Source organism: Herpetosiphon sp. NSE202 (genome assembly GCF_042688385.1).
Taxonomy (GTDB): Bacteria; Chloroflexota; Chloroflexia; order Chloroflexales; family Herpetosiphonaceae; genus Herpetosiphon.
In genome coordinates, this window is the sequence record NZ_JBHUPY010000017.1 from 223,767 (window position 1) to 236,115 (window position 12,349).

At 53.7% G+C, this 12,349-nt stretch carries 6 protein-coding genes; 2 read left to right on the forward strand and 4 right to left on the reverse strand.

Annotated features, from left to right (window positions below):
• Nucleotides 1-183: 183 nt before the first annotated feature.
• The 4 genes from ACFMKP_RS20400 to ACFMKP_RS20415 all read right to left on the reverse strand — a co-directional run bounded on the left by ACFMKP_RS20400 (nucleotide 184) and on the right by ACFMKP_RS20415 (nucleotide 10,801).
• On the reverse strand, nucleotides 184-1,863 hold the full coding sequence (locus ACFMKP_RS20400; protein ID WP_382294568.1) for a leucine-rich repeat domain-containing protein: 1,680 nt from the start codon (nucleotides 1,861-1,863) through the stop codon (nucleotides 184-186).
• A 134-nt stretch (nucleotides 1,864-1,997) separates the two neighbouring features.
• Nucleotides 1,998-7,823 carry an RHS repeat-associated core domain-containing protein gene (locus ACFMKP_RS20405; RefSeq protein ID WP_382294570.1) on the reverse strand — a complete coding sequence of 1,942 codons (5,826 nt, stop codon included), beginning with the start codon at nucleotides 7,821-7,823 and terminating at the stop codon, nucleotides 1,998-2,000.
• A 1,383-nt stretch (nucleotides 7,824-9,206) separates the two neighbouring features.
• A complete protein-coding gene (locus ACFMKP_RS20410; protein ID WP_382294572.1) occupies nucleotides 9,207-9,854 on the reverse strand; it encodes a metallophosphoesterase family protein in 648 nt (215 codons plus the stop codon).
• Entirely contained in the window at nucleotides 9,854-10,801 is a 948-nt protein-coding gene (locus ACFMKP_RS20415; RefSeq protein WP_382294574.1) for an alpha/beta hydrolase, read from the reverse strand. Before ACFMKP_RS20415 ends, ACFMKP_RS20410 begins: the two co-directional genes overlap by 1 nt.
• A gap of 180 nt (nucleotides 10,802-10,981) precedes the next feature.
• On the opposite strand from ACFMKP_RS20415, the gene ACFMKP_RS20420 reads away from it, so the two are divergent.
• Nucleotides 10,982-11,563, forward strand: a complete 582-nt coding sequence (locus ACFMKP_RS20420) for a hypothetical protein (RefSeq protein WP_054535529.1) — start codon at nucleotides 10,982-10,984, stop codon at nucleotides 11,561-11,563.
• Between the two features lie 15 nt (nucleotides 11,564-11,578).
• Entirely contained in the window at nucleotides 11,579-12,160 is a 582-nt protein-coding gene (locus tag ACFMKP_RS20425; protein WP_382294576.1) for a hypothetical protein, read from the forward strand.
• The last annotated feature ends 189 nt before the right edge of the window (nucleotides 12,161-12,349 follow it).

Below are 12,349 nucleotides of genomic sequence, written 5' to 3' on the forward strand. Positions count from 1 at the left end.
TTGCCCTTTCTTGTCACTTCTTCGTAACAGGCTTAGACTCTATCCTGACAATGCACTTGACTGGAAAAGTATGAGTGATCAGCATACTGATCGGCAGTTCGATAATATCTTATTGCTGCCCCTTTTTAAGGGTCATTGTTGAGCATTCTATCCATATCACATCATCAATAATTGATTAATGCCTTAAAATTTATCCCGTGGTCTCGGTGAACGGACATTACAGCGAACCCCGGCTGCCAAAAATTCTTGTTGCTGATCATGGAGTGCAAGGTCATCCGGTGGGAATTGAAACTCAATCGCGCGCAGTTGTGGCATAGTATGGAGCCATGCGGGAAGGCTGCGTAGTGGATTTGCCGTGATATCGAGCTTTTGTAGTTGCGAAAGTTCCTGCACGGCTTGTGGGAGCATTTCAAGATCATTATAGGCGAGATTGATTGATTCAAGGTCCTTTAGCTCCCTGATCCAAGGTGGCAGCTCACGCAACCCATTATGACCCAGATTCAGCATTTGAAGGTAGGTACATGAGCGCAGAGCCTTCGGTATCGTTCTTGAACAATTGATGACGGAAAGATGCGTCAGATACGGGAGTTGTTGAAGCAATGCGGTTAAGTCTGGTTCCCAACAATTGGCGATGGAACACCGTTGCAGCATGGGAACGACGATCTGCGGCAGCAACTGCGCGATCGCATCTCCCTGAAGATCGAGCTTCTCTAAACAGGGGAGGACACATGGTACGGGAACGGTTACATCCACAATCCGCGTTTCTGACAAATCAAGCGTTCGCAGGTGTGGGGTATAGTCAAGAAATAACGGCCATGTGGGAAGACGGCATGCCGTGATGATCAGATGTTCTAAGCCGATGGGCTCCGCGACTGGGGCAACCTCGGTGATGTGGGTATTGATTAGCTCGAGCGTTCTTAATGGGCACTCCTCCAGAAGCCATGCTGGGAGCGCCAGGAAGCCATTGTTGTCAAAACGGAGCGTTTCAAGTTGATGGAGCTGGCGAACCAGGGGGGGGATTGCAGTTAATGTGGTGTCACACAATGACAATTTCGTCAAGGATGCAGGAAATGCGCCCGCAAAGACGGCAGCAGTATGGGTCGTTCCACTGAGGTTCAGGTCACGAAGCGTTGTCCAAGACTCCCAATCCGGACGGTACTGAAGCGGTGTCTGGGCTACAGAGAGCGTGGTGAGTGGCAGATCGACAATCCAGCTTGGAAGGGTACTGATCGGATTTTCGGAAAGATCAAGGTGCTGTAATCGGGGAAGTTCCTGAATCCAACCGGGAACTTGAGTTAATCTCAGGTTTGAGAGGTCGAGATGTTCGAGCGTCGAACATGAGCGTACACTGCTTAAGTCACAGTTCAATACGGATCGAAGCAGCAATATGTGAAGTGAGCACGCTTCTAACCAGGTGGGTATTTCTTGAAGTTGGAGATGTGAAAGACTCAGCACACGGAGGGATGGCAGCGACCGAAGCACATCAGGAACACTGGTCAGATTTGTATTCGAGAGATCAAGGACACGTAGGTGGGTGAGTTCGCTGAGCCAAGAAGGCAGGCTTTCTAACGGACATCCTGACAGATAGAGTTCTTCAAGCTGGGTATAAGCCCGGATACTTTCGGGAAGCTGGGTGATGGCGGTATGTGCGAGGTTTAAGCGGGTCAATAGTGCCAATGTAGTGTTATCGCTCGGCAAGGAACTAAGCGTATTATGCGAGAGATTAAGATAAGTAATAGGACGGTGGGATTGCAGCGGAGACGGGACAACCCCAAGGTCTAAATGGCTATAATCCAGCATCGTCTGGGACGGGGTAGGGCGTGGATACAGGCGGCCAACGAACGGATCAAACGAATAATGCATGATAGCTATCCTTTTTAGAGGGATTAATGACTCCATAGTCAATACAAATCCCAATGCAGAGGGTATTATAGAACACCCTCTGCATTACGCTACGACATAGCACTCAAATCTCGTTTTCTACTTAAGCACCGTCTTTACTCTTCAAACACCTGTTTTAATCGTTCCATGAATTGTGCTGCAGAAATAATTTCACCGGGCCATCGATGAATCTCAATTCCTAACTTGTCCATAAGTAGTGTGCAGCCCTGTTCCTCATAACCTCCACACGGTGGTCTATATTTATATTTATCTCGTGTTGATTCACTCACTGAAGTCATTATTGCTCCCGCGAACAGAGCCTTCAATTGTTCTTCTGTTGCAATGCTATTATCTGTTATTGCTTTCATCAGACAATCTACCTCTGCACATCTATAGTTCCGTCGGTGATTTGGAAAAAAGTCTCTTAAAACTTTGTCTACGTTTTCGACAACTCCATTTACTCCAGAGTAGACGTTGCCATTTGCTAGAATTATAGCTGCCCCAACTTCTTTCGTGGGATTGGCTCTTAAGGCATTAATTGCCCAAGTCTTTGCTCTTTCCTCATTTGATGCATACACATTCGGTGCAGCTGCTACGTTCGTACTCGTCCCCGGCAGACGATACACCCATGGTGGTACAATAATCTGCGGTGGAACGGGAATGTTAAAATTCGCTGTGACATCCCATCCTTTTAAGACAACCGGTCCATATTGTGTCGAAACACTTACATCACCCGTTGAGAGCGGCACTTGGAAGGTTTCGTATCCGCCAGTTACTTGGATGCCTGGTATCGATATATGGCTCATCCGATAGCTGATCATTTTATCAAGCATCAACGTATTGAGAGCGTTTGCACACTCAAAGGCGGTATAGTAAATCCCACCAAACATGGCTAGCGATGCAGCGCCACCAACAAGTGCTGCTCCCCCATAACCAAAGCCTGCGAAACCTCCCGACATCCCCGCTACCAATTCGGCAACCAGACAGCCAATATCAATCGGAACGGCTCCCGTCATGGCACAGGCAATCTTGCCACTCGGATCAGCATTGACGAGTGGGCTGTTATAGCCATATTGATAGGCGTGGAGCGAGAGGGGTTGCTGAGAATTCCCTGCAAACGGGTCAACCCCCAGCAAGGTGCCACTGGCCGGATTGTACCAGCGAGCGCGCAGGAAGACTAAGCCGGTTTGGGCATCGGAGAACTCGCCGGTATAGCGAATTGAGGATACCGGAACGGTTTGTCCTGCCGCTGGGACGAATGTCCCCCACGCATCGCTATCTTGCTTGCCACGAGCACCATTGGCACTGTTGATCGTCAAGCGGACGGTGCGTTGGCTATCACCAATCAAGAAGCTCTTGCCATTGACCACCGGCGTGCCATTTTTTACTTGGTCGCTATGCAGAACGGTGCCGCCTAAGCCGGTGACATAGGTATTGTCGTACTGGTCGCTGGCCGCAAAGCTGCTGATCCGCAAGAGGCTGCTGTACGGTGTGCCAACGCGATCGGTCACAAAGGTATTGCTTAGGGTGCCATTGGTACGCTTACTCACCAAACTTTCGTCGTGGTAGCGATAGGTATAGCTATTTGTCCCAACGGTGACCGTGGTTGGGCGGTTGAAGCCATCATAGGTATAGCTTTGGCTGCCGTTGTTCAGCACATTGCCAGCGGCATCATAGCTCCAGCCCGTGCGACGGTCATTGTTTTGATAACTCATATTGGTGGTGCTGCCCACCCGCACGCGGTTGCCCGCGCGGTCGTAGCCATAGCCCGTCGTCGTGCTGCCGGCGGTTTCACTGGCCAAGCGCCCCAGCTTGTCGTAACTATAGCTGTGGTTTTCGGTCACCGTCAGCCCACTGCCATTCAGTTGGATTTCGCTGAAGGTCAGCGGACGGCTGGCGCGATCATAGGTGTAGCTGAATTGCGCCAGTTGGGCCGTGGGAGTAGCACCCGTGCCCGTCGCCCCATTGACGGTGATGCTGCTGATGCGACCCACGGTATCATACAGCGTCGTTTCGACGGCGCGGCTGGTGCCGGCTTCCGAGCGGGTGAGGGTTTCTACGCGGCCCGTGGTGCTGTTATAGCCGTATTGGGCAATCGTAAAGCCACCGCGACCAACCGTTTGCAAGCGGCCCGCGCTGTCATAGCCGTAGCTGTTGCCGCCAATTAAGGTGATCCGTCCCGCCGCATCATAATTATAGCCCAGCGTCCATGCCCCGGCGTTGGGATCGTCGGCGAGGGATTGTTGGACACCATTGACGCGGTTGAGCGCATCATAGTTGTAGGTTAAGATCCCGGTCTTGCCCGTGGCGGTGTTTTGGGCCAAGGCATCGAATGCGGTCGCCAAGCGGCCAGCGGTGTCATAGGTCCAGCTTTGGCTGGCCCCACCGGCCCCGGTTTTGCTGATCGCACGCCCCAGTTCATCATAGCCAGTCGTAATGGCGGTGCCACCACTGGGTTGGACACTGGCAACAGACCCGCGCAGGGTGTAGCTGGTCGTCGTACTATTGCCAAGCGCATCGACCTGCTTGCGGAGTTGATCCAACGTATCATAGTGGGAAACGCGACTGGTAATGCCCCGGCCATTGATCACAGCCCGTTGGTTGCCCGCGCGGTCATAGCGATACTGGGTGGTTAATTGGCAGTCGCTCTGCTCGACTTGGCTACAGGTGCCATCGGCATTTTCGATGACGAGCACAAGGTTATCGCGTAAGTCATAGCGGAACCGCGTGACGCTGCCGAGCGGATCGCTGCTGGCGACGGTGCGGCCTGCTGCATCATAGTGGGTGCGACTGATCAGGTCGCGGGTTGTGCCATCAGCACTGGTGACGATGCCATCCTGATAGTTGCTGACGCTTTGAATCGTGCGGCCAAGACCGTCGATCATGCTGACGCTGACCTGCCCATCGGGCGTTTTGCTCCAGCGCGGGCCATTGCGCGTGATTAAGCCACTTGGGGCCGTCACGCTGGTCACGCCGGTATCCAGGTTGCGACTCGTCGTCGTGGCCTTGCCGGTCGGGTCGGTGGTAGTGACGGTCGTCCCTGCCGCATCGGCATAGGTGGTGGTGGTTGCCACATTGACGGTTGCGGATGCCCCTGCTGGTGGCGCTTGATAATTTTTGGTGACCTTCACGACCCGCCCTAGGCCATCATAGACCGTCTGGGTGGTGGTGCCATTGGTTTCGGTGACCGATGCCACCCGCCCCAGCGCATCATAGTGCGATTCCGCGGTCGGGACATTGCGGTCACTGGTTTGGGTGCCACAGAAGGCACTTAAGGGCATCCCAGCATTGGTGCGGCAGTTTTGGATGGACTTGGTGACGCGTCCAAGGGCATCATACTGCGGCACCGTCCATTGGCCCGTCACATCACGGGTTGCTTGGACGCGACCATTACTGGCATAACTGGTCATGGTGACCCGATTGAATTCGGGTTCATTTGACCAGAACGAGACGTTCGGATTTTGGGTTTGCTGGGTGACCCGGCCTAGGCTATCAAAGGCGAGTAAGGTGGCCCGATCGGTGACCACATCGGTAATCTGCCATGGCTGCGTGCCCGTGGCAGCAAGCTGCGTATTTTGCGTTCCATCGACATAGTTCGCGACGCTGCGATAGGCACGACCCGCACTGTCATACTGAGTGACCTGCACGATATCGGTCGTGTCCAGACTGGCCCAACTGCTATTGGCGCTGTCAATCGTTAATGGATTACCATTTTCGTAGTTGAGCGTGGTCGTGACGGGCCGATTCAGCGCATCATATTCGATGTGTGTCCAGCGAAAGAGCGCATCACCGGTCCAGGTGACATTGCCCGCCCCATCGTAGTAGGTGTAGGTATGGACATTGACATCGGGATAGGTACTGTTGAACTGGCCGCCATTGATGTCGGCGCGATAGTTCAAGGTGGTGGTGACGGGACGGCTGAGCACATCATACTCGGTGCGGGTCACCCGACTGGTGCTACCACTCCAGAGTAAGGTGCTCGGATTGAAGGTGCCGGTCAGAATACCGGTTTCGGTCACCAGCGTCGTGCGCCCCAGCCAGTCGTAGCCATAGAGGGTGGCCACATTGCCGCTCGGATAGGTGGGGCTGAAGGTCGGTGGCGTGCCGGTGAGGCTTGGGACGGTGGGGGTGCCACTGCCATTGAGCGCGTTATCCACGACCCAGCGGATGCGGCCAGCCGTATCATAGCTGGTGACATTGCGATAGCGGCCATCAGGACCTTTAGTCCAAATCCGGCGGCCATAGCTATCATAGCCATATTCGGTCACCACATTTTGGGTGGCGGTGCTGGGAGTTCCACCAGTGGTATAGTTTTGCGTGACTTTCCAGACTTGGTTGTCAGGCCGATAGTCGGTATGCGTCGTCGTGGCCAAGATCGTATCAACACCCGTGGTCACATCGGTCAAGCGACCAAGGGCATCATAGCCATAGCCGGTTTTTTGGGCCGCACTCGTGCCATAACCGACTTCAACCGTACTGGTTTGGCCAGCCGGGGTATAGGTATACTTGGTGACAATGCCATCGGGACTGGTGACTGTATCGGGCAACTGCGTCCCCGCGATATAGGTCACGGTGGTGGCCGGCAGATTGCCAACTTGAATACTGGTGGGTTGGTTGGACGTGTTGTATTGGGCGGTAGTCACGAGATTGCCCGGGGCAATAATCGTCTGGGGTTGATTATTGCTGGCATACTCGATGGAGGTGACCAAGCCGCTGGCCGTATGCTGCAGCTCGCCAACCGAGCCGATTTCGAGGCGGGTCGGCAAGCTGACCTCGTTGCGCAGGCTGTACTGGGTCGTGCCATTCGCATCCGCTTGCGATGCCGGGGCAAGGTTGGCATCGTTGGTTTGATAATGGGCAAAGGTGTCGTTGTGTTCGATCCATTGCAGGGTCTTATCACCGCGATAGTGGGCAACCTGGGTATCCAAAATGGCCCCATTGCGCCGGATCGTGGTGGTGGTGCGGGGCGTGCCATCAGGGGCCGTTTCATAGGCATACTGCCAGGTGCGGCCATCGCGTTCGACTTGCTGAGTGACTTTCCCATTGGTATAGGTCATCACCAAATCGCGGCGGCTGGCGGTGGTGTCATAGCTGTCCAAGCCCTTGGCAATGCCAATGATCTGATGGAGGCTATTGGTTTCGTAGCGGGTAATCGTGCCTTGCGGGCTGGTGACCCAGGTCAAGTGGCCCGCCGTATCATAGCCATAGGTCGTGACCTGATTCAGATCGTCGGTGACACTCGTCAACCGTTGCGCACCGTTCGCAAGTGTGGTATAGCCGAAGGTAAGTTTGCGGCCACTGAGCGTATCGACGACTTGGGAGGGCAGGCCAGCGGATGTCCCCCGTCCCATGCTGATTGTCTGGGTCCGTCCTGCGGCATCAGCCAATTCGACTAACCATCCACCAGCAGTAAACCGCCGCCAGCTCTGATCCGGGAAAGTAATCCGATAACCCGAACCATCGACGGTCAGGGTTGCGCGCACGCCAATGGCGGGCTGGTAGGTGGTGCCATAGCCACTAAAGCGATAGCGATTGCCTTCGGCGGATTCATAGATGATCGTGTTGGCTTCGGCCCCCACACTCGCGGTGGGCAAGGTTAAGGTTTCACCGTAGTTAAAGCGCCAGCCAAAACCCAGCGGGCTTTGCGGAATGGTGGCGGGATCGGCTAAACCCGAGACATAGGTGCGTTGCATGCTCAGTGGCGTGCCCGCCGTCGCTACGACCACATCAGTCGCCGATTCAATCAACACGCCCGAGAGGGTATTGACCGGGTCGCCAACGACGAGTTGATAGCCGCCATTCGCGGTCTTCGTACATTTACAATTATAGCCTTGATCGGTGGGGTTGAGAAACGCGACGGGTTCACCATTGGCAAAGAAAGTAAAACTATCAATCCCTACTTCCTCAACCTGGTATTCCCCTTGTTCCTCAAATTTAATCATGATTTGTCCCGTGATACCCGAGACACTCGCTGGATTCACGCTGACCAGGGGTGCGGTTGTCCAACTACTTTGACTGCTGCCTGCAGGGCGGGGACCCGTTGAGGCTAATGGAATCTCCGTCCCATCAGCCTTCACCACCGACAGGATGACTGGCTGCCGCGTTTTGTCGGCTGGGCCGGCTTCAACCCAGCGAAATTGACCCGTTACGATCGTAGATGGGGGAAAGACTGGAAACCGGATGAGGGGTCCGCGATAGCTAAACCCATCATTGCTAGTTCGATTATAGTCGAAATAAAAGAAGGGGCCATTATCGGAACTGAGCGCTCCGACCGTCCCATTGACAATCCCGACCGTCGTATCGTGCCAGAACGCGAGCGCCTGATTCAGCCCATGATCGTTGCGTTTCCAACCGGTTGCGTCATCATAAAATCGAAAATTGGATACCTCGCAGGCATCACTTGGAAACGTCGAGTTGGGATCACCACCGCATTCGAGATAGGCCTCAAGGGGGACATCGGGAGGAAGATTATAGATATAGCTTGGTTTTTGTCCCAGCGTATATTGCATGGTGGTAATGACCGTTGTCTGATTGGGCGGTAAGTTTTGCGCGGTCTGACCAGCAATCGTAAAGGGAGCCGCAATCCATTCCGTGCCCGTGATCGGCTTCATATGCAGTTTGAAATCGGGCCAATCATAATGGGTAAAGAATTCCTCTGACCGCCGCAGAGTTAAGTCGAACGAAAGACTATCATGGGCATAGGCCGGAATGGTTGGGAGTGTGTGGGTAACAACAGCATCAACCGAAAGCAGATAGGTGGCATCATGGCGGAACATCTCACGGCGAAGCGGGCCGGAGAACGTCCCATCGAAATGCGATTGATGCGTCGCTTCAATCGCCCGATTGATGATATCGGCCAATTCGTCCGGGGAAATAATCGATTTTGCAGCCGCTGGGCGATGGCCGGGCGGTGGTTCGTCGAGCACCGTTGGCACCGCCGGAATGGCGCGGGCCGGTGGGGCAGGGGCGATGGGTGCAGCAATGGTTGCTCGGGGGAGCAAACTGGTGAGCACCGAGACGAATAACAGCATGGCGAGCATGCGCGACGGACGGGAGGAAGGCATAGAAAAGCCCTTTCACTCAAAACAATCCATGACTGATGAGCACAAAGGGATCTGTCACTTCTACGCACCACGGTACGCAGCAAAACCTTGCTCCACTTCGCTCTCTCAATCTAACGCTATTCTAACAAACTCATGTCAACTTGTCGAATGGGATATCGTATCCCCTTTTGGTATGAATTAATAGCTATTAATTATCGTAGCCGCAACAATGGCTCAATTGATGATTGATTCAGCGTAGGGCTTTGGGGCTGCCGCTTATGCTTAATGATCAAGTTCAACCACGGGGCAAATTCTGGTTTGTTGGGTTTTGAGATTATAGAGGGTCATGCTAGCGCTGAGCATGTCGTAGATGGCGCAGCTGTGGCTATCGCGGATGGTTACGCCATAAACTGAGCCAGGATTGAGCACAGTCAGATGGCCACAGCGCACATGCATTGGGCGATGGGTATGGCCAAGCACAATGATCTGATCATGCGGATGTTCGTTGAGTAGCCGTTGCCATTTGCTGCTGCGCGCTTCGGGCAACATATCAACAACATCGCTCCATGGCGCACCATGAGCCAGCACCAAACGCTGATCATCAAACTGCAAACGTAGGCTGGTTGGCAGCGCAGCAACATACTCTAAGGTGGCTTGGTTAACAATGCGGCCTCGGCTGGCTAAGCGCTCGCGCTGGCTACTTTGGCTCCAACGGCTATGCTCGCGCAACAAGGTGAATTCGTGATTGCCCTTGATGCAGGGAATTGAGCGCTTGATTAATTCTTGGACAATTGCATCTGCATCAGGCCCGCGATCAACCACATCGCCAGCGCACAGAATGTGATCAGTTGCTTGGCTGGCAAACCAATCCAAGGCCCGTTGAAAGCCGATACCATCGCCGTGTATATCGGCTAGCAACCCTAAACGCATTAGGCAACTCCAATAAAGTTAAAGGCTCGTTGCAGATATTCCAAGCTGTTGCTGGGGTAAGCGTGGCGGAGGCCGGGGATAATTTCCAACTCACAGGGAATCCCATTGTCATTCAATAATCTGACCATGCGTTTGATTTGGTCGTGGGGAATTGTGCGATCGTGTTCGCCAACGAAGATATAGCCGCGCAGATTGCGGCCTTTGGCCTCGCGAATTTCGGGCAACCATTCCTCGGGATCGTCGATGGTGGGGCCGCCTGGGCCAAGCAAGACAAACCCACGCGCTTCAATTGGCCCAATCAAGGCCAAGCGCAAGGCCGTTTCGCCGCCCATCGAAAAGCCCGCCAAAATAATACGTTCTGGGTCAACTTGGTATTCATTCGAAACATCGGCAAATTGCTGCACTAACTGGCGCAAAGCTGCTGCTTGATTGTTCCAAACATAGCCATCAGATGATTCTGCTTGGGCCGATTGGGGCGCGGCCAAAATCCAATCAATATCGATCAGACTGTTCCAGCCATACAGGGTGTGCATGCTATTATCGCCGTTGCCGTGCAAGGCAAAAAACAGCGGATACGGCCCTAGCTCATCTGGCCCCAAAATATACATCTTGGGATCTTTGACTGCTTCCATTTGGCGTTGAAAACAAACTGCTGCCAAGCGCTCGAACTCAGGGTCGCCTTGAAGGCTGATCCAGGAGGGCGTTTGGCGAATTGTTTCTGCGCCATACCAAAAACCACGGGCAACCGCCTCGCTAAGAATCTGAATTGCATGTTCGGGCAAGCCGATGCGGGCTGCCATACACGAGCGCAGATAGGAAATCATCGATGCATGTTCGGGAAATTTCGCTCCCTCTGCATCAAGTAAATCGAGCGTTTCGCGATATTTCTGAGCCGTGTATAGCTCCGATACCGCTTCAAAGAGGTCGTCATATGTTTCGAAGCTCATTAGCGTGGAACTCCTTTTGGCAAAAGTCGGGTGCAGGGAGCGATGCGCGTATTGTAGCGTTAATCGGGCGGCACGAAAACATGGATTTTTGTCCTATGCTGCGGGTATGACCTTCGTTGATTAACGCCGGTTGGCAAAAGCACGGTACAATACTTGGTACGATTGTGCTGGAGGTTGATCATGTTTTCACAGCGACTCAATAGCCCACCACCGGCGCTGATCGGGGTGATTATCGCACTGGTGCTGATTTTTTTGGTTTCAACTCGTTCTTGTAACCCTGATAGCGAGCAAACGCTGCGTAGCCGCTTTGCAGAAGCCAACGCAACCCAAGTGGCAAGCCAAGATCTTGGGACACCGATTTTGCCCTTGCCTGCTCCAGTCCAAGAATGGAGTTCGACGGCGATTGCTCGTTTGCAAGGTGGCGAGGCGGTGGTGCCAATTACGCCTGTCGTAACCAACGATAAGCTCAAAGTCGATATTCAAACTCTCCAACAGGTGGGCGATGGCTTACAAATTAAAGGTGTCGTTACCAATATTAGCAAGCAAGAATTGCGCGTGCCATTGTCGGCATTTCGCTTTACCGACCAATCGGGCACTGTTTTTGCTGCCCAAGGCGATGCAGCGGCCAATTTGCCACCGAACGCGAATACGACGCTTGATCTGACGCTACCGATCAAGAATCCGACTGCATTAACCATGGTTGTCGAAATTCCTGCCGAGGATATTCGGCTGGAAGTTAATTTACTCGCTCAACAACAATAAGTTTAAGGAGTTTTCATGGCCCGTCAAAAGGGACGTGGTGCGCGCGAACAGAATCGGGCTGATCGGCGCAACGAATATGCAACCTTGGTTGCTCCCCATTTCAAAGGCTTGGTTGTGCCCGAATCGCCAGCCGACCGCATTATTTTATTTGGTGATGAGCTGGTTGATTTGGCCTTGCAGCTTGCGCCCAAAATTCCCGATGGGCAGTTGGTGCTGATCACCAGCGAATATGATCGTTGGCAAGCTGCAAGCGAAGCCTTAGCGAAATTTGCCAATGCAACGGTGCTGCAAGAATTGGCCGAACTACGCGACCCCGATGGCTTTCCAACCGAGCCATGGTCATTGGCGGTGATGTTGGTGCCGTTTCAGCTGGGCGCAAAAACCGTGCTCGATTTGATGCGCGACTTGTTTAGCTGGCTGCGAGCTGGCTCGCCAATTTACCTTGGTGGCAGCCGCATGCACGAATGGCAAGTTACCAGCGAACGCTTTAGTGCGATGGCTGGCCCGTTGACCGTGCTCTACAACGGCGATCCGGTCAAGATTGCCAAGGGCATGGCGCGTGGTGGCAGCCTCATCAATCCTGAAATAATCTTGTAGTGTTCCCTCACCCCCCAGCCCCCTCTCCCACTGAACGCGGGCGAGGGGGAGCAGCCGTTTTTACCAACGTATTGCCGAAGAACCACGGTGTGAAGCCCCTCGCCCGCTGCGTGGGTTTAAGGGCGGACAGGTTGGGGAATGGGTAGTAATTAAGTGTTAGGGGATAGCCGTCCCGAGCCGGCCACCCCG

What these genes read in the sequence shown, in the direction of transcription:
- ACFMKP_RS20415 (WP_382294574.1), bottom strand. Translation starts at nt 10,801, where the DNA reads ATGAGCTTCGAAACATATGACGACCTCTTTGAAGCGGTATCGGAGCTA.
- ACFMKP_RS20410 (WP_382294572.1), bottom strand. Translation starts at nt 9,854, where the DNA reads ATGCGTTTAGGGTTGCTAGCCGATATACACGGCGATGGTATCGGCTTT.
- ACFMKP_RS20400 (WP_382294568.1), bottom strand. Translation starts at nt 1,863, where the DNA reads ATGCATTATTCGTTTGATCCGTTCGTTGGCCGCCTGTATCCACGCCCT.
- ACFMKP_RS20425 (WP_382294576.1), top strand. Translation starts at nt 11,579, where the DNA reads ATGGCCCGTCAAAAGGGACGTGGTGCGCGCGAACAGAATCGGGCTGAT.
- ACFMKP_RS20420 (WP_054535529.1), top strand. Translation starts at nt 10,982, where the DNA reads ATGTTTTCACAGCGACTCAATAGCCCACCACCGGCGCTGATCGGGGTG.
- ACFMKP_RS20405 (WP_382294570.1), bottom strand. Translation starts at nt 7,823, where the DNA reads ATGATTAAATTTGAGGAACAAGGGGAATACCAGGTTGAGGAAGTAGGG.